General features: G+C 39.7%; 14 protein-coding genes. 6 read left to right on the forward strand and 8 right to left on the reverse strand.

All coding sequences use genetic code 11. The annotated features are described in order from the left end of the window. Positions 1–132: 132 nt before the first annotated feature. Complete coding sequence (locus tag DUT70_RS20275; RefSeq protein ID WP_113649201.1) at positions 133–1,176, reverse strand: FecR family protein; 1,044 nt, start codon at positions 1,174–1,176, stop codon at positions 133–135. 253 nt (positions 1,177–1,429) lie between these two features. Continuing rightward, positions 1,430–2,023 carry an RNA polymerase sigma factor gene (locus DUT70_RS20280; protein ID WP_113649202.1) on the reverse strand — a complete coding sequence of 198 codons (594 nt, stop codon included), beginning with the start codon at positions 2,021–2,023 and terminating at the stop codon, positions 1,430–1,432. A 488-nt stretch (positions 2,024–2,511) separates the two neighbouring features. Here DUT70_RS20280 and DUT70_RS20285 point away from each other — a divergent pair, with 488 nt between their 5' ends. Together DUT70_RS20285 and DUT70_RS20290 are read left to right on the forward strand one after the other, a co-directional pair. After that, positions 2,512–3,390: a helix-turn-helix domain-containing protein gene (locus tag DUT70_RS20285; protein WP_113649203.1), complete on the forward strand. Its 879-nt coding sequence runs from the start codon at positions 2,512–2,514 to the stop codon at positions 3,388–3,390. A 226-nt stretch (positions 3,391–3,616) separates the two neighbouring features. Continuing rightward, positions 3,617–4,675 carry an NAD(P)-dependent alcohol dehydrogenase gene (locus DUT70_RS20290; protein ID WP_113649204.1) on the forward strand — a complete coding sequence of 353 codons (1,059 nt, stop codon included), beginning with the start codon at positions 3,617–3,619 and terminating at the stop codon, positions 4,673–4,675. A 415-nt stretch (positions 4,676–5,090) separates the two neighbouring features. On the opposite strand, the gene DUT70_RS20295 is transcribed toward DUT70_RS20290, so the two are convergent. From DUT70_RS20295 to DUT70_RS20310, 4 genes are all read right to left on the reverse strand, one after another. Beyond that, positions 5,091–6,221 (reverse strand): efflux RND transporter periplasmic adaptor subunit, encoded by a 1,131-nt coding sequence (locus DUT70_RS20295; protein WP_113649205.1) that lies wholly within the window; start codon positions 6,219–6,221, stop codon positions 5,091–5,093. A gap of 1 nt (position 6,222) precedes the next feature. Beyond that, positions 6,223–10,554: a CusA/CzcA family heavy metal efflux RND transporter gene (locus tag DUT70_RS20300; RefSeq protein ID WP_113649206.1), complete on the reverse strand. Its 4,332-nt coding sequence runs from the start codon at positions 10,552–10,554 to the stop codon at positions 6,223–6,225. Between the two features lie 60 nt (positions 10,555–10,614). Beyond that, the gene (locus DUT70_RS20305; RefSeq protein WP_128353411.1) at positions 10,615–11,013 is read right to left on the reverse strand and encodes a hypothetical protein; all 399 of its coding nucleotides are present in this window, start codon (positions 11,011–11,013) and stop codon (positions 10,615–10,617) included. 65 nt (positions 11,014–11,078) lie between these two features. Further along, positions 11,079–12,062, reverse strand: coding sequence for an SAM-dependent methyltransferase (locus tag DUT70_RS20310; protein ID WP_113649208.1), 984 nt, complete (start codon positions 12,060–12,062; stop codon positions 11,079–11,081). A gap of 106 nt (positions 12,063–12,168) precedes the next feature. Between DUT70_RS20310 and DUT70_RS20315 the strand changes: the two genes are divergently transcribed. Beyond that, positions 12,169–13,050: an SIR2 family protein gene (locus tag DUT70_RS20315; RefSeq protein ID WP_113649209.1), complete on the forward strand. Its 882-nt coding sequence runs from the start codon at positions 12,169–12,171 to the stop codon at positions 13,048–13,050. 18 nt (positions 13,051–13,068) lie between these two features. On the opposite strand, the gene DUT70_RS20320 is transcribed toward DUT70_RS20315, so the two are convergent. Then, the gene (locus DUT70_RS20320; RefSeq protein WP_113649210.1) at positions 13,069–13,266 is read right to left on the reverse strand and encodes a YqaE/Pmp3 family membrane protein; all 198 of its coding nucleotides are present in this window, start codon (positions 13,264–13,266) and stop codon (positions 13,069–13,071) included. Between the two features lie 317 nt (positions 13,267–13,583). Between DUT70_RS20320 and DUT70_RS20325 the strand changes: the two genes are divergently transcribed. Beyond that, positions 13,584–14,987 (forward strand): alkaline phosphatase, encoded by a 1,404-nt coding sequence (locus tag DUT70_RS20325; protein WP_113649211.1) that lies wholly within the window; start codon positions 13,584–13,586, stop codon positions 14,985–14,987. A gap of 94 nt (positions 14,988–15,081) precedes the next feature. Here the strand turns inward: DUT70_RS20325 and DUT70_RS20330 are convergent, their stop codons facing one another. After that, positions 15,082–15,813: a hypothetical protein gene (locus tag DUT70_RS20330; RefSeq protein WP_113649212.1), complete on the reverse strand. Its 732-nt coding sequence runs from the start codon at positions 15,811–15,813 to the stop codon at positions 15,082–15,084. Between the two features lie 955 nt (positions 15,814–16,768). On the opposite strand from DUT70_RS20330, the gene DUT70_RS20335 reads away from it, so the two are divergent. Then, entirely contained in the window at positions 16,769–18,760 is a 1,992-nt protein-coding gene (locus tag DUT70_RS20335; protein WP_205529853.1) for a DUF4832 domain-containing protein, read from the forward strand. Between the two features lie 239 nt (positions 18,761–18,999). Continuing rightward, entirely contained in the window at positions 19,000–19,842 is an 843-nt protein-coding gene (locus tag DUT70_RS20345) for an SDR family NAD(P)-dependent oxidoreductase (protein ID WP_113649213.1), read from the forward strand. Positions 19,843–19,870: the final 28 nt, after the last annotated feature.

The following is a 19,870-nucleotide window of genomic DNA, read 5'->3' on the forward strand; positions in this document are numbered from 1 at the left end:
GTTATGGTTTTTCGCCTTTGGCGGATATCTATTAACTTAATCTTGAGGTTGTGTGTCGTCGAAAAGCAAGCAACCTAAAGCATTGGCGTCCTCCTCAAAAGGGAGGGCGTTTTATTTTGGTAGTCGAGATATTTACATAGTTTTCCTTTCCTTGTTATTAATATGGATTTCCTTTCCATTGATCTGATAGTGGAAATCGCCAGCTACACTTAAAATATTCATGATTTTTACGATGGAGATATTGGTGGTAAGATTCACTTTAATCAATCTTTTAGCCAAAGTAGGATTAACAATTTCAATGTTAACGTTGTACCATCGCTCTAAAATTTTGGCAATGTCGGCCAGTTTGGTTTCATCAAAATGAAGCTTGCCATCTTTCCAACCTGTTACCTCTGTTACGTCAACATTGGCCAATACCTTCTTAGCGGTATTTTCGTTCCAAGTCACCATTTCCCCTGGCAACAACATGGCTATCGGCTGTATTTGGTGGTTAATATGTCTATCAACCCTTACTTTTCCAGTACTTACCAATACTTTAATAGGCTGCCCAGCAAAAGCATCAATTTTAAAGGAGGTTCCTAATACTTGGGTACTGATATTTCCTGTATGGATAATGAATGGCTTTTTGGGATTTTTGGTCACTTCAAAAAATGCTTCACCTTCCAATGCTACTTCTCTGATATTACTTGCAAACTTTTTAGCGAAGCGTATTTTACTCATTGCGCCTAAGTAAACAATAGAACTATCAGGCAAAATGATTTGGGTACGCTGCCCCTTGGGGTTCTGCATTTCGGTAAAAGCAAATGTTTGCTCAACAGTAGTCTCCTTTTTTGAACTTACTTGCCAAAAAGCAACGCCTAAAATCAATACTAACCATACCGCAGCGTAACGCCAAAATTGATTATGCTGATAAAAAGGTTTTATTTGGGGTGTAGGTGCCGAAGCGTCCTCGAAAATCCGTTGATCTAACATTTGTTTCCAACGTTGTTGTTGTTGAGATGTAGCGTTATTTTGTTGCGGATTTATTTGGTGTGCCCATTCTTCGTCCCATATTTGGTCGAAAAGCTGTTGAGCATCATCCTTCTTTAGTATAGCCCTTACTTGTTTCAATTCTTCTGGACTGCATTGTCCATCCAAATACTTTTTAATCAAGGCTTTTTGGTTTTCTAAACTCATTTGTTCTATCCTTCATTAATAAAGACACCAGTTTTAAAGGGATAGGGTGAGTGGGAAATGAAAAAAAGTTTTGCTTCGCTATTGAGCTTTATTTTAGCCACAAATACACAGATAATATTTGGTTAGAAAATAGGCATTGCAAGGCTTGGTAACAATTTGCAAATAAGATTGAAGCTATTAACTAAAATAAGATAAATAATAATCGACAAATCATTGATGAGCTAAAAATCATCTGTGCATCTGTGGCTGTTATCTATTTTAAGAAATAGCATACAAGGAAGGCCAAGGTAATATCTACATGTTCCTGCATGTTTTCCCTCAGGTATTTTAAAGAAACCAACATTTGGCTTTTAATGGTATTGATAGATAACCCCATCTTTTCGGCAATTTGCGGATAGGTCAATTGTTCTTCCCTACTTAATTGGAAAATCTTTTTGCGTTGAGGGCTTAGCTGCTCCAATTTTAATTGGTACAAGTGCTCCAGTTCTTTGTAGGCCATTTGTTCGTCCACCGCATCTTTAGCATGTTCAAGTTCACCTAAACTGTCAATATCTACTGTAGCCAACTGCTTTTTGCGGATATGATTGAACAGGGTATTCTTCATCGCTGCAAAGAGGTAGTTTTTAACCTCACCTTTAATTTGTATTTCGGCACGTCGGCGCCAAATGTTGTGCATTACATCCATGGCTAGTTCTTCAGCCACTTCGGTTTGCTTAAGGTAATGAAGTGAAAACTTGTACAGGGATTCGAAGTAACGGGCAAATAATTCATTGAACGCCCTAAGGTTATCCTCACTGCATTCCTGCATCAATAACGTATCGGAAAGTTTCGTATAATCTTTGCTCATCTGCCGTAAATGCTACGATGCCAAAATTATCTTCCCAAAACTTACTTTAAATTACCCTTATATTAACTTATGGTAAAATGATAGGGTTTGTTTTTTAAAACTTAGGAAGTTTGTAACTCTCATCGTTCGTCATTCCAGCCTACGAGGAAATAATGTGGTGAAAGGTAATGTAACACGTAACAAACCTCTCTCTAACTTTCTCCTTGAAAAGTAGAGAGAATTGGATAGTGCTAACAAATATATAACTACAAACTTTCAAGTATATGCACAAATCTTTCCCAAGTCCTCGTCTCTCTCTACTAGGGAGAACCGAAGCGTAGCGAGCTCATTTATGCCAAAACACAATAACATATTTATCAATAGATGCCGACAGGCAGAGAGAGGGTCTACTTCGTAAGTCAAATCTATTCAACTCCCCAATAATGTAAACCTCCTGTCATTAATCTCAATCCATCAACAAAGTGTATTGATTTTCTTAACTTTGATCAATGGCAGCAAAAACGCAACGTTCCGTATCTAAATTTAACAACGAGCTTAAATTAAAAGGCTTTAATGTATGGGAGCTAAACGATGATTGTAATGCGACAAGGGTTTACAGTCGAAAGGACTTCTATAAAATCTGCCTTTCTACTGGAAGCAGTACCATTCACTATGCCGATAAAAGCTTTGACGCCAATGATACCGTATTGTTTTTTGGAAACCCACATGTTCCCTACTCATGGGAAACACGCTCACCCAACTATACTGGTTATGCTTGCTTATTTTCAGAAGATTTCCTAAAACTCTCCGAACGTTCAGAAAGCTTATTACAATCGCCTTTCTTTAAAATTGGTGGCACCCCCATCCTGAACATTAGTCAAACACAACGGGAGTTTTTGAATACCATTTTCCAAAAAATGATTGAGGAACAGCAAACAGACTACTTTTACAAAGATGATCTGATGCGCAATTATATTCACCTCATCATTCACGAAGCACTTAAATTACAGCCTTCAGAAAGTTTCGATCAGCATAAAAATGCCTTATCAAGGATTGCTTCGGTTTTTCTCGAATTGCTAGAACGACAGTTCCCAATTGAAACACCAGACCGTCCATTATTGCTCAATACTGCACAAGCTTATTCGAGCAGCTTAGCCATACATGTGAATTACCTGAACCGTGCCGTAAAAGAAACGACAGGTAAATCGACCACTACACACATTACCGAACGCATTGCCCGCGAAGCAAGGGCCTTGTTGCAACATACGGATTGGAATATTGCCGAAATTGCTTATGCCCTAGGTTTCGAATACCCTACCTATTTCAACAACTTCTTTAAAAAGATGACAGGAACCAACCCATCGACCTTTTGCGAGAGTATGGTTTGAAATTCTTAATAATTGGTTTGAAGATTATAAACTATCAAGACTACAATGCACGAACTTTGTGGTATTAAAATCTAGACAGACTTAAATATCCTATTAGCACAAAGATTCACAATAATCATTTTGTACTCCAATGGCGACATCAACAATGGTTCAATGGCTAATGTTATTAAGTACGGCTAAACTTTAATAAATTAGAATTACAAACCCCAAAACAAAAATAATAATCATGAATACAATCAACGTAAAAGCGTATGGTACCGAGGCTGCCGACGCTCCATTACAAGGCCTCAGTATTCCACGGAGAGAAGTAGCTGCCCATGATGTAAAAATCGAAATTCTTTACTGCGGCGTATGTCACTCTGATTTACACACTGCTAGAAACGAATGGCATAATACCATTTATCCAAATGTACCTGGACACGAAGTTGTGGGAAAGGTAGTAAGTGTAGGTAACCACGTTAAAAAATTCAAAGTAGGTGATACAGTCGGTATCGGTTGTATCGTTGATTCGTGCCGTGAGTGCCAATATTGTAACGAAGGATTAGAACAGTTTTGCGAACCTGGTATGACAGGCACCTACAATTCTCCTGATAAATATTTGCCAAATGTTCAAACTTATGGTGGTTATTCTGAGAGCATTGTAGTTGATGAAAACTATGTATTGAGCATTCCAGAAAACCTTGACCTGGCGGCTACCGCACCTTTATTGTGTGCTGGAATTACCACTTACTCGCCTTTGAAACACTGGAACGTAGGTCCAGGTAAAAACGTAGGGATTGTAGGGATTGGTGGCTTGGGCCACATGGGTATTAAAATTGCCAAAGCCATGGGTGCTCACGTAGTCGCTTTCACTACTTCAGAAAGTAAGTTTAAAGAAGCACAACGTTTGGGCGCTGATGAGGTAGTACTTTCTACCGATGCAGCACAAATGAATAAATTCAGAGGTAAATTGCACTTCATTTTGGATGCAGTATCTGCCGAACACGATATCAATGCTTACTTAGGCTTACTTCGTGTAGATGGTTCATTAGCTTTGGTTGGTGCTCCTGAACAACCACTACCAGTAGCAGCCTTTAGTGTGATCTTAGGCCGTAAAAGTTTTGCAGGTTCTATGATTGGTGGTATTGCTGAAACGCAAGAGATGCTTGATTTCTGTGGCAAACACAACATTACTGCCGACATCGAAATGATTGACATGAACCAAATCAATGAAGCTTATGACCGCTTGTTAAAAGGTGACATCAAATATCGCTTTGTGATTGATATGGCTTCATTAAAAAACTAACGAACGTCCATTGTCAATATAAAGCTTCGACCATATGATGGTCGAAGCTTTTTTGTTTTTATGGTAGACTGGCTAAAACGTACAAACTTCCCTAAGCACTGCTCTCTCCCTTTTAGGGAGAGATGCCAATAGGCAGAGAGGGTTTATCCGTCATGCCCAACTCGATTGGGCATCGTAATGCATTAGTAGACTTTTAAGATTCCCGCCTACGCGGGAATGACGCACCAGTGAAAGTAACTGCAAAATGAAACAATCCTCTTTAACTTTCTCCTTAAAAAGGATAAAGAACAGGCAGTAGTATTGAGCTCCTTAAAAGTCGCAAGAAATGAGTAAGAACAAACTTTTCCAAGCATTCCTCTCTCTCTCAGGGAGAGATCCCGATCTTTTCGGGAGAGAGGGTTTCAAAGCTCACTACTTACTCCTCATCACTAGTATTTTTCAATTTCATCAACAACGAATAAGCTCCTTTTACGACCACTTGTTTGCCTTTCAAATCGGCAGTAATGGCGGTTTTACCCTCTGAGGTTTCCCCTACCTGCACTTCATGCATCATAAATTTACGAGCGGCTATTTCAACAAATACATAATCCTTATTTTCGAAACTTACCACTGCATCCTCTGGCAAGAACTGAACCTTTTGATTTTTGAATTGCAGTTCAGCATTCATGTACATGCCTGGTACTAGGTTTTTATCATATTTTTCAAAATGGCAATGCACTTCGCTATTACCCCCTTCGCCTACATTATGACTTACTAAAATCACCTTCGTTTCGTATTTCACCTCTGGCTTCACGTTGGTAAAGGCAATCACTCGCTGACCAATATTAATTTGGTGTAGGTCTTTCTCAAAAATAGTGAGGTTCAAATGGATATCACTTGGGTTAATCAATTCGAAAATCACATCCGATGGGGTCACATACTTGCCAATATTCACATTCACTTTACTTACATAGCCATTAATTGGCGAATAGATATTGATTGATTTGGAAATCTTACCTTCATTAAGCTGTGCCGCATTGATATTGATCAGCTTTAACTTTTCTGTTAGTGCCATTTGCTCCACTTTCAAGTTTTTGTATTCTGTTTCTGCTTGCTGAAGGGTTTTATCGCTATTCGCTTTGCTCAAATTAAGTTCTCTTTGGCGAGCAAGCTCTTTACTGGCGTAACTTAATTTGTTACTGATGTTCAGATAATCTTGTTGCATTTGGATATACTGTGGATCTTCCATCACGGCTATCACCTGTCCTTTGCTCACATGTGTACCTGGAAGCATTTTGGTGGTTTTAAGGTAGCCTCCTAAGGGAATACTCACCGACACCAAGTTTTGAGGGGGTACATCTATTTTACCTTGTAGCTTTAAGGTTTCATTGATTTCGCCGTAAGCCACTGCACCAGTTTTCAGGTTAATGTGCTTTGCCTGCTCGGGCGTTAAGCTTACTTCATTTTCGTTCATTGGAACTTTGGCTTCTTCTTTGGTTTCGCTGCTACTGCTACAGGCAAACATCATGCTGATGGCTAAGGCTCCTAAATATAATGGGTACTTCATGTTATTGCGCTAAAAGGTAATTAAGTTCTGTAATGCTTTTGTTCAACTGTTGGATGGCTTCAAAATAACTCTCCTTAATGGCGATGGCCTGGTTGTTCAACATCGTCCATTCTAAGTAATTGATTTCTCCGTTCTGTAATTGTTTATTTAAAGTAGTGGTAATTTCCTTGGCCGTTTTCAATCCGTCTTTTTCAAGTCCACCTACGATATCCAACTGTTGCTGATATTGTACATAAACTGCTTTTAAATTGGTATTGACCTGCCTGCTGGCATTTTCGGTTTCCGATTTTCGATATTCCTGATAAACCTTGGCCGATTTAATCTTGTTACGCTGCGAACTACCAAACAAGGGAATACTTAAACCCAGCTGGAAGGATTGGAAACGGTCGTTTTGATCAAATTTGATATCGTCCCTTAATGTGGTATTGTTATAACCTACATTAAATTCGGGCAATAGTTTAGCCTGTTCCGCTTTGGTACTTGCCAATGCAACTTTCTCTTCCTGCTGCTGAAGTTTAATTAAAGGATGACTTGTCCAGTTTAGGGTATCTGCAAAAGTAATGTCAGCCCTCAAATGTCTAGCCTGTGGCTTCAACAACATTGGGGTATTGATTAAAAAGGCCAATTGCTGTTGTAGGGTCAACTCCTGTATCTGTAAGTTTTTCAGTTTGGTGCTTACCTGCAATAATTGGTTTTCGGCACTAGCCCTTTCCAGCAAATTACTTTCGCCACTCTTTAACCTCAGCTCTGCCAAATGCCTTAACTTTCTATAAGAACTATCGGCTTGCTGGTAAAGCTTTTGTTGTTGTGCTACCACTAGCAAATCATAAAACACCTGCGTAGTAATTTTAGTAAGTTCTGCTTTGCTCAGCTCCTTCTGTAACAATGCGGTCTTCCACTCTTCCAATAATTTATTCTTTTGTCGTGCATACACATTAGGCAGGCTAAAGCTTTGATTAACGCTCAATTTATTATCTACCAAATTACTGTTGAACTTGCCATATTCGCCACTAATGTTCAAGGGAGCAATCGTGGTAGCAGTTTTACTCAATTGCTGACTATAATCTGCTCTTAGCTGGCTACTCTTTAAACTGATATTGTTTTTGTACAAGCTATCCAAAGTGGCTTTTAGCGTAATACTTTGCTGGGCATTGGCCGAAGAAAATCCAAAACAAACCAATAGTATGGTCAGTGCTTTAAGATGCTTCTTTTTTCTTTTCAAACCCTTTTCAAAACTCACATATAAAATAGGAAGTACAAATAGAGTCAGCAAAGTGGCAATCATTAAGCCACCAATCACTACAGTTGCCAAAGGCCTTTGCACCGAAGCACCCGCACCATTACTAATGGCCATAGGCAAGAAACCTAAAGAAGCCACGAAAGCCGTCATCAGCACTGGTCTCAATCTGGTTTTAGTTCCTTCTAACACTACTTTTTTCATATCCTGTTCTCCAGTTTTTTTAATGTTGTTGAACTCGGCAACCAGTACAATCCCATTTAATACTGCGATACCAAATAGGGCAATAAAACCAACTCCTGCACTGATACTAAAAGGCAAGCCACGCAAAGCCAACAAGAATATTCCACCAATAGCAGATAATGGAATGGCCGTATAAATGAGCAAACCATACTTGATAGAACCAAAGGCGAAGTAAAGCAATAGAAAAATCAGGATGAGCGATACAGGCACGGCAATCATCAACCTTGATTTTGCTTCGTTAAGGTTTTCGAAGGAACCACCGTAGGTGATGCTGTAGCCCGTCGGCAATTTAATTTCGGCATTTACCTTTTCCTGCAGTTCATTCACAATGCTTTCTACATCACGACCGTTCACATTGAAACCTACCAAAATACGTCGTTTGGTATCTTCCCGTTGGATTTGACTAGGACTATTTACCAAAGCAACGGAGGCTACTTGCGCTAAAGGAATTTGCTTACCATAGGGCGTTGGTATCAGCAGGTTTTGTACATCTTTAATGCTTTTACGTTTATCGTTCTGTAGACGTACTACCAAATCAAAACGTTTCTCGCCTTCAAACACCAATCCTGTGCTTTGTCCAGCAAATGCGGTATTGATATTTCTATTAATATCGGCAATGTTTAAACCGTATTGGGCAATGGCTGCTCGGTTATGTTGGATCACAATTTGAGGCGTTCCAGAAATTTGTTCTACATAAATTTCGGTTGCGCCTTGTACCTTTTTCACCAAGTTACCCAGTTTTTTAGAGTATAGTGCCAGGGTATCAAAATCCTCCCCAAAAATCTTACACACCACATCTTGCCTAGCCCCTGTCATCAGCTCATTAAAACGCATTTGTACGGGAAACTGGAAACTGGTAGTTACCCCTGGAATCTCGCTAGCCGCTGCTCCCATCTTCTCCGACAATTCTTCGAAAGTCTTGGCCGAAGTCCACTCGCTTTTAGGTTTCAGGTTAATGATCATATCCCCCATATCCATTGGCAATGGTTCCGTAGGCACCTCGCTACTTCCTATTTTGGCTACAATGTTCTTGACCTCTGGAAATCTGGCTTTAAGGATACCTGCTACCTTTTGCACATTTTCAATGGTGGTATTCAAATTACTGCCCGAAAGCACCCTCGTTTCTACCGCGTAATCTCCTTCTTCAATGGATGGAATAAACTCTCCTCCTAAATTAGACAGGATCACCACCGCAGCCACAAACAAGGCCAACACTACACCAATCACCATTTTTGGGATACCCAATACTTTACGAAGCATTTTGGAGTAGCTGTTCTCCACCTTGGCCATTACCTTATCAGAAATATTAGGTGCAGTTTTGATTTTCTTGCTCAAAAACAAGCTAGATACCATTGGAATGTAGGTTAACGAAAGGATAAAGGCACCCAACAGCGCAAAAGCAACGGTTTGTGCCATCGGTTTAAACATCTTCCCTTCAATGCCCTGCAAACTAAAAATAGGCAAGTACACAATGAGGATAATGATTTGGCCAAACACAGCGCTGTTCATCATTTTAGACGAAGCACTTTTCACTTCCAGATCCATCTCATTTTGTTTCAGGATGGATAGGCCTGCAAACTTTTTACTATGACTGAGTTGGTGCATTACCGCTTCCACAATGATCACCGCCCCATCTACAATTAAACCAAAATCCAAGGCCCCCAAACTCATAAGGTTGCCACTTACGCCAAATATGTTCATCATGATGATGGCAAACAACATGGATAGAGGAATTACCGAGGCGACAATAAAGCCTGCCCTAAAATTGCCTAGGAAGATTACCAGTACAAACACTACAATCAATGCGCCTTCCAACAAATTGGTCTCTACCGTTTTAATGGCGTTGTTTACCATACTGGTACGATCCAAGAAAGGCACAATCTCTACGCCCTCGGGCAGGGTTTGCTCTATTTGTTTGATTTTGGCTTTGATGTCATCAATCACCACATTGCTGTTGGCGCCTTTCAGCATCATTACAATGGCACCCGAAACTTCGCCTTCATTGTTAAAGGTTAATGCGCCATACCTAGTGGCATAACCGATTTCGATATTCGCTACATCTCTAATCAGCAAGGGTGTTGAACCTTGATTATTTCTAACCACAATGTTCTCGATGTCTTCCTTACCGCCAATCAAACCTTCACTTCTGATGTAAAGTACCGTAGATTGTTTTTCGATATAAGCACCTCCTGTATTCTGATTATTACTTTCCAGGGCATCAAAAATATCACTGATGGTTACCTTGTGCGCCACCAACTTATTAGGGTCAATGGTCACTTGGTACTGCTTCAACTTACCACCGAAACTGCTTACTTCGGCTACACCTTTAACACCCAGTAGTTGTCGTCTAATGATCCAGTCTTGAATGGTACGCAGCTCGGTAATGTCGTATCGTTTTTCGTAACCTTTTTTGGGTTTTACGGCATATTGGTAAATTTCACCTAAGCCTGTGGAGATAGGTCCCATCTCTGGTTTTCCTATTCCCTGTGGAATTTGCTCCTGCACTACCAATAATCGTTCGGCCACTTGTTGTCGGGCCCAGTAAACATCTACATCATCATTAAAAACAAGGGTAACGAGGGAAAGTCCAAAACGGCTGTAGCTCCTAATTTCCTTAATTCCAGCAATGTTGCTATTGGCCTGTTCCACAGGAAAAGTCACCAATCTTTCGATATCGGTAGCACCATAGGAAGGTGCCGTAGTAATGATCTGTACCTGATTATTGGTAATATCGGGCACGGCATCAATGGGTAATTTGGTCAGCTCAAAGCTTCCATATATGATAAGGCTAATGGTAAATAGCCCAATAATGAGTTTATTCTTAATAGAAAACTCAATAATTCTATTCAGCATGAAAAATGGGGATAATCGTTTCTAATTAATCATTACGACCTTACAAAGGCCGTTCAAGTATTAAGAAAGGATTACAGATTTTGGCGGTTGCCAAATTTTTCCAGCATAGGCCGAATTTGGAACATGATCATTGTTGATCAAGATTTTTTGTTTGGGCAGTATTTGATAGACCTTTTTAAGGCTCAGGCCAAAAGAAGGTGGCAACGCAGGACTTAAGGCATTAGTCGCCGAAAGACCATGTGTTTTAAAAGGAAGCTGGTTGTCTCTTGCTTCGTCGTTGTCCGTATGGGGAATATCGTTATAGTGATGTTCCAGGTATGCGAAGAAAGTAATGTTACTATCTAGGTTTTTATGCTCGAAATAATGCTGAAAGAGCACAGGCAGCTTGGCCAACTCCTGTAATTCAGTAGAGGAAAGCAGATATAAGCTAAGCAGCAGTATGTGAAGGGCTCTTTTCAACGCCCCAAAATTAGCCAAATGAGGCAAAAATGCAATGGTTGGTAGCCAATTGTTACATAACACTGTTAGTTTTGAACGTCGATATTTTTACTTTCCACCACAAACCCGGGATTGTTGCTCACTTGATATTGGAGACTCAACTGGTACCTTCCTGCTTGCATATTTGGCTTTACAGATTTTAACAAGGTTAAGGAGCTATCATTAAGCCCAAGCTTAAAGCCTTTGTAAATAGTGATTTCTGTATGATAGCATAACCTTTCACCTTGTGCCAATTCAACTTCTAACGCTATTTTTTCAAAAAGCTCTTGATTAGCATTAGTTCTTTTATTGAGTTCAGCCATACCTAATTGATCAAACTTGATCAACGTTTTTAGCTCTTCCAAATCCTTACGCCCTTGTTTACATAAAGCAACCTTAATTTGGTTGGGCAGGTATAATGCCTTATTGCCTAGTTGGCGCTCAAAATTCATCATGACACTTACTTGAGGTTCTTTAAAAAGTGCCAGATTCATGGTTTCGCTCAATACAATATCAACATCGTAATTCTTTAACACATAACTTGTAGCATCTACTAACTTTGATTCTTTCACATAAGGTAACAGATCCAATCTTTTCATGAGATCTTGTAGTTTCGCATAACTATTCTGATTGATTTCTAATAAAGTAAACTGCACTTCAGTAGGTTGAAATGTGAGCATGATGGGTAAGGCAAGTGCTGCAAACGGCCCCGTTCCTGCATACAATACGTGTACTGTTCTTTTTTCATTGCACTGTATATCTCTAATAGCCTGCGCCAAAGCCTTTGCAAAACGTTGCGTTCTAAAAACTTCCTTCACACAAGTAGCTGCCCACCATGTACCTATGGCATTTCCTTTTTCGGTTTCTATGTGCTCCTTTTCTTTTTCATCGTCTGGATCAATCTCCAACATTTCAAATAATAATTGGTGGTACTTTGAAATTGCTGGCGCAAGTGATTCATGAAAATCTCCCTCCTTTAAAATATCTTGAGCAACCGAGCGTAGCTGTTCCTTAAATTCGAATTCGAGCATTAAAAATTCTTCTATGATTGAGTTTTAAAGCTACAAATAAAAAGCGTTTGGCCTACTGTCTTTTTTTAATAGAAATAATATCTTCGCTTTACTCAAATGAGCCAAGATGAAAGATATTGCACTGCTGATTGGAAACGACATCAATAATATTTCTCCAGGAATTAGCTGGGCAGATTTACTTCAAAAGATTACCGATTTTTGCAAGGTATCAGACAAGGTGACCATCCATAAGGAAAAACCTTTCCCCATGCTTTATGAAGAGATTTTTTTAGCCGCCATCAAAAACAAGCTGATTGAGGAGAAAGATTTAAAAACTTTCATTGCCACAAACGTTGCAAAGATTGATCAAAACGACATTCATCATCAAATTAGCGCATTGTCTGCGGCCAATGTAATGACCACCAATTACGATTATACGCTTCAGGGCACCAACTTGCTTAAAAATACAGGTGTAGTGGCTGAGCGTCTGTACAGTGTTTTCAGAAGAAATGAATTAAACGGTACTAACTACTGGCATTTACATGGTGAAGCTAATCACCCCATGTCCATTAACTTAGGTTTTGAGCATTACTGTGGACAGTTGCAAAACATGCGCAACTATGTGGTAACGGGTACTGACTATGTGAGCTCGACCGTCACCAAAGCACCCTTATTGAAAAGATTGCAATCTAAAAAGCCTTTGGTCAATCAGTCATGGATTGACTTATTCTTTACCAAAGACATCTTCATTTTTGGCTTGGCACTTGATTTTATCGAAACTGATCTTTGGTGGTTACTGACTTTTAGGGCCCGCAGCAAGTTCTATAAAAACAAAATTTCCATCACCAATAAAATCTACTATTACATCCCCGTAGAATATATTGTGCTATCGCAATACAAGCTCGATTTGCTAAAAGTGAATGATGTAGAGGTGATAGTGATTAAAGGTAATAGCAAATTGAACTATTACGAAAGGGTACTTGAAAGCATCGATGAGCTATCCGATTAATTACCACGACACATCATCTTACCTTCGGTTCATCGCCCTAATCAACCTTTCATTCCGTCTGTCTGCCCTTGAGTTTTGCAAAGAGATGACCGCCCAAACTGCCGCAGGAATCCAACCAATTAAAGTAATTTGTAAGATCAAACAAATGATCCCTGTAATGATTCTACCTCTAAGGATGAATGAAATAAATGGGAAAAAGATGGCTATTAACGTCATTGTTGTTTCTATATCTTTTTAGATGATCTTAACTATTGCCGTTATTAGAGCAAATAAAGCGCATTATGTTTCACCAAAATCACATTAAACTTTTTAAAGTTACAAATTACTGTTGCTTCATTAACACCTCTTTTGTTGAGAAATTATTCAATTAATTTAGAGAGGCTTTTGTTCTTAAAACTTGTAGCTGTAGATAACCTAAACACCTCCGTTTTTAAAAAATTAGGATTTTAAGACTTACGAAGTCTAACATAAAGTTAACCTGACGCATGCACCAAGTTAATCTACACTTAATATGTGTCTGCTAATTTTGCGCTATGATTAGAAGAGACTTTCTTAAAACTGGCACGCTATCCGCTTTGGGTATTTCTTTACTAAGTGCTACCGAAACATTTGGGCAATTATTCGCACCAGATGAAAGGGCAGTTGGCAGCGCTAAAAACATTATCTTTTTGGTAAGTGATGGCATGAGCAATGGCACCCTAACGATGGCGAATTTATTGTCTCAACGCATGTATGGACGAGAAAGCAAATGGATTTCACTCTACCGTGAAAATAAAGTGGTAAGGGCTTTCATGGATACTGCTTCTGCCGATTCTATGGTGACGGATTCCGCAGCCTCTAGCTCAGCTTGGGGAGGTGGTGTAAGGGTTAACAATGGCAGCTTAAATGTGAATGCTGATGGCTCATTTAACACGCCAATTTTACAGAAGTTTAAATCCGCAGGTAAAAAGGTAGGCTGTGTCACTACGGTTCCCATTACCCATGCTACACCAGCAGGCTTCTGCATTTGTAATAAATCTAGAAGTGACCAAAATGGCATTGCTTTACAATATTTGCCACTTAGGTTCGATGTAATGATGGGTGGAGGCGACAAATACTTTAACCCATCTAAAAGGAAAGATAAAGTAGACGTGTATAGTCAATTTGAGAAAGCAGATTATCAATTGGCTAAAACAAAACAACAAATGCAGGCCCTAGATCATCAAAAACCAGTACTTGCGGTATTTGACAATGATGCTTTACCTTTTAGTGTAGATTATGCTCACGATCAAAAACTCCAGAATACCATTCCTACCTTGTCGGAAATGACCGTAAAGGCTATTGACTTGATGAAAGACCACGCGGAAGGTTTTGTGCTACAGGTAGAAGGCGGAAAAGTAGATTGGGCAGCCCATTCTAACGATACCCCAGGTTTGTTATTTGATCAACTAGAATTTGATTTGGCAGTGGAAAAAGCCATTGAGTTTGCAGAAAAGGACAGAAATACCTTGGTAATTATCACTACTGACCATGGAAATGGCAATCCAGGACTTTTTGGCGAGGAAAACGCTGATCAGAAGTTTGACTTGTTCCAAAAGTTTAAGCATAGTAATGATTGGGTGTTGAATAGCATCAAGCCTAATGATACCGCAGCAAACCTCATTGCCATGATTAATGATGCGCAGGGTTATACCATTACCAATGAGCAGGCAAAAGACATTTTAACACATTATCAAAAACTAGACGGTGGCGGATTGTACAACGTCCGTAAGCTACCTTTCGAACGATTTGGAAAAATCCAAAGCGAATATACTTCGGTCAACTGGGGTTCGATGGAACACTCTGCGGACTATGTGGAATTGGCTGCTTTTGGTCCTGGTAGTACTTTAATGAATCCATTTGTACGCAATACAGAGCTGCATAACCTAATGCTAAATGCAGCGGGTGTAAAGGTTTAAATAGACTTACGAAGTTTAGAAAACTTCATAAGTCTATTTAGCCAGCAACAAAAAACCTCGTAGGTTTTAAAACCTACGAGGTTTGAAATATCCACTATCCTTCTGACGCTAGATATGCTTCTTTACCTGCATATTTGGATAGCTTTTTGAACCTATTATGATATTTTGTACGTTCGACAAAACGATTTTTCCAACGGTAGCTTCGCCCATAGCTAAGCAAATTGATCCGTGGTCCGAGATGGTTTACGTCAATATGAGTTTCTATGTAACCTAACTCTCTTTCTAAATCAAGATCCTTCATTTTCACATGGGTAACCATATGAGGAGCTATTTTTAGTACATAGCGCCAAGGTTCCGTGAGCACGTATCTAATTTCATTACACTTTGTTTTTATATCGAAAATTTCTACTTGGGTAAAGCAGGTTTTTTCTTCATCGGTTAAGGCCACCCTATTTACTTTCCAGCTGTGAGTAGAAAAATCTCGCAACAATTGCTGTTTTATTTCGTATCCATAACGTTTTTTTCTCCGTTTCTTCTTTTTAAATGTTTTGTCATAATGAAATTGTATTGTATTTATTTTAGGCAATAACGCTTCATAAAACTGAGCGCTAGCACTACGTTTAACATCATCTCTCAACACAAAAAGTCGCTTCCAACCTCTCTGATAAGGTTGTTGTAATGGAACCATTGGCAAACTCATTTGTTGCTGATAAAGTTCTTCACGTCTTTTTTGTAACTTTATTAATTGTTTATCTCGATCTGTTTTAACGATTCGTTTTTTCTGTCTTGCCGATCTAATACGGCAGTTCCATTGATGGGTGTCCATCACTTTTCATTTTAATTTTCTTAGCTTGATTTCGGATCACAATTCGTCCTTAATGAGGATATACCCTTTTTCAATGCTCACAAAATTCCTATGAAGTGGAACAGATAAACCAACAGTTGATTTATACCGTCACTTAATTTTAAAAACAAAAAGGAATTACTGCCTACTAGGCAATGAACAAAGGGGTTATATGTAGCGGTATGCTGTCATGATATCTTGATATTAAAAAGATGAATAAATCAAGAACTGATGCAAAGGTAATAAATATGGGAATATATAGACTTACGAAGTTTAGAAAACTTCATAAGTCTTATTTTGGCCATTAACGAACAAGCACTTCCAGCTTAAAGGTTAACTAGGCAAAAAGCAAAACTGGAAATTTGGAATAAGTATTCGAAATCTTAAAGCATCTAAAATTAGCGAAGAATTCATGCCATGATGTATTGCAGCATAGCCTATTTATCAAGGCGCCAATTACAGAAATAGTACCGACGATGGATGGACGGAGGACCGACGGTAGACCGACGGTGGACGAGTACACCCAAAACACTCAGATAATCTAGTGTTTAAACAGACTTACGAAGTTTCGAAAACTTAGTAAGTCTACTTGGCTTGCAGTGAATTTGCGCTTCAAAAAATAAACTACCTCATGATACTTATTCTTTTTACCTCGCCAGCGCCACATTAAAAAACCAGTAATAGGAAGCGATGCAGCCACTAATCCTGCTGTACAAAATTGAACCATTTCCGAACGAAAACGAACCCTCCCACCTATAGTTTGTAAGTAGCTTTATCAATACCAAAGGAGATACCTCTCTGTAACCAAGTATTAACCAACCATTTCAACTACAGCAAAAGTTAAAATGGTGTAGCTAGCCGCTCCTTTCCGAACCTCTTTTGGGTACAACAACATTGAATTCATAGAATTGCTAACCAAATATTTAATGTTAAGACCATGAGAAAACTAAACTGTATGAAACTGGGTAAGGTCGCCCTAACGGCATTCATATGCCTTCACGCCATTTCTTGCTCTAAAAATCCTGAAAAAGAATTGCTAGACTCCGCTAGTATTGACGCCCTCAAAAGAGCAGACGTTAACATTGCCGCCATTCCTGGCAACGTAGTGATTACTCCTACTTACAACAGCACTACTTTTTTACGCAACCCGTTAAATGGCTGGGTAATGTACGGCCGACGAGATGCAACTGATACCTATTGGGACTCTGAATTTTTTGTACCCCAATTGGGCACCAACGTTAAAGCCATTGACTATGCTTCCGCCTGTTATATCCGAACCAGCTGGAGATCGCTAAATCCAAGTCCTGGGGTTTATACTTGGCGAGACCTCAATTCGCAAATGGGTAAACTGATCAACGGGGTTAAAACCAGAGGGTTGCCTATCGCCTTCCGTATTGTAGTAGATGGACGGGACCAGGGTGAAAATACCCCTGCTTTTGTGTTCGATGCCGGAGCTGCTTATTGGCTGTCTAATCCTGCAGTCACTTCACAAAAAACTCCTTTCCCTCAAGATCCAATTTTTAGGCAGCATTATACGACGTTTATTGAAGAACTAGCTAAGGATTTCAATGATCCAGTCGTGACTTCATTTATGGATGCCTATGGTTTGGGCAAATGGGGAGAAGCACACAATGTAGTTTATGCGGCTCCAGGAACTTTAACCGCTGCACAAACAGAAACAGCTAAAGAAGAAACTTTAGATTGGTTTATGGCATTATACAACAGAACTTTCACCAAAATACCACTGGTAATGAACTATCACCGGCTCATTGGACATCCCACCAGTTGGGGTGCGGTAAATGCCAATAGCGATATGTTACTCACCAAAGCCATTAACCAAGGGTATAGCCTCAGACATGATGCTTTTGCCATGACCGACTATTATCAGACTTGGGAAAGAACATTTGCAGCAACCTGGAAACATAAACGTCCAATTATTATGGAAGGTGGATGGATTACCACAGGCACACATCGCTACTGGATAGACTCAAGTAACAATTACAGAGAAGGTCATCCTGAAGATGTAAGGCAAGGTGAGTTTGATACATCGGCCGAGGCGGCAGTAAATATGATGGATTTCCGTGTGGGCGAAGTGGCTTCTTGGTTCCAAAACAGCTTCAATTTGGTACAACGCTTTAATGCCGAAGGCGGTTACCGTTTATATCCCGATGAGGTTTCTTTACCCAATACCATTACGACAGGAGCCATAGCAAACTTAAGCCATCGCTGGAAAAATATGGGTTGGGGTTATTGTCCTAACAATATTCCTCAATGGAATTATAAATACAGAGTTGCCTTTGCTATCCTAGATGCTGCAGGAGCGGTCAAAAAACTATTTATAGATAATGTGAGCGATCCTTCTAAATGGATTAAAAACAATCCTGTTGCTTACAACCTCACCACCACAGCCGTAGATTTAACCCCTGCAGCCTATACATGGGCCGTAGCTATTATTGATAAAACCAATGCCAACAAACCAGGTATACAGCTAGCCGTTACTGGCAATTTTTCTAACGGATGGTTGAAACTTGGCAATTTACAGGTAACTCCTCCAATTGGACAAAGCGTTAAATTAAAAGGTCCTAACAACCAATTTGTATCAGGAGAGAACGGCTTAAATCCAATGATGTGTGATCGTCCAACCGCATCAACTTGGGAAACTTTTACGATTGTTGATGCCGGAGGCGGAAAAGTGGCACTCAGAAGCATGAACAAATACGTATCTTCTGAAAACGGCGCCACAACAGGCATCACCTGCAATCGAACGACCATCAGCGATTGGGAAAAATTCGACTGGATAGTAAACACTAACGGCACCATTTCATTAAGAGGAAATAACGGCAAATACATTTCCTCAGAAAACGGGCAATCGGTAATGAAATGCAACAGAACTACCATTGCTGGCTGGGAAACTTTTACGCTAAACTAGCTTTCATCGCTAATAACCAAAAGCCCTTAGATTAAATGGTCTAAGGGCTTTGGTTTGAGAAAGACTACTTTCTCTAATTATTCGTTATCCAATGTAATATTTTGGCGTCATCTACCCTACTAAGCGATACTATTTTCAATCAAGCTTAAATTGTTTGAATTTTGCAATTATCTGTTTGAGTTGTGCTAACTATAGGGCTACGCATTGCCCCAACTTTGTACTAACAAAAAACAAGAGCAATGAAAACAAGAAAAACTTGGTTAATTACTGGTGCCTCAAAAGGACTAGGATTAACCTTAGCAAAACAATTATTAGCACGAGGCTATCAAGTAGCAGCCACTTCCCGCGATATTCAAAGTTTAGAAACTGCCTTGGGAAATGCAACAGCTCAATTTCTTCCTTTAGCCATGGACTTGACTAATGAAACCGATGTTGCGGCCAACATTCAAAAAGCCATCAAGCATTTTGGCACCATCGATGTAGTGGTGAACAATGCAGGCTATGGGCTAATTGGCGGTTTAGAAGAACTGACTAGTGATGAAGCAAAAGCAAATTTTGAGGTCAACGTATTTGGCACTTTGAACGTCATCAGAAATGTAATGCCTCACCTTAGGGAGAACAACAATGGCCATATCTTTAACATTAGTTCCATTGGCGGTTATCATGGTGGTTTTCCAGCCTTTGGCATCTATTGCGCCACTAAATTTGCCGTAAGCGGATTAACAGAATCACTATCGCACGAGGTGAAACCTTTCGGTATCAATGTCACCTTAGTGCTACCTGGTTATTTCCGTACCAATTTCCTGAGCGAGGGTTCCATAGTTAAACCTAAAACAGAAATAGCTGCTTACCAAAATGTCAGAGCGGTACAACAAAATCACTTAGAACAAATTAATACCAACCAACCTGGAGATCCAGAAAAAGCAGCAGCCGTAATGATTGCGGTAGCTGTGCAGGCAGACCCAGCCTTACATTTATTCCTTGGTGCGGATGCCTATCAATTGGCAAAAGACAAGATAGAGCTGGTACAAAACGACCTAGCTACTTTTGAAAGTTTAGCGACTCGAACCTCTTTTGAATAATGAACTCAAAAGGTCGCTCAGGCATTGC

Origin of the sequence: Pedobacter chitinilyticus, from assembly GCF_003313385.1 — a bacterium.
GTDB classification, from domain to species: Bacteria; Bacteroidota; Bacteroidia; order Sphingobacteriales; family Sphingobacteriaceae; genus Pedobacter; species Pedobacter chitinilyticus.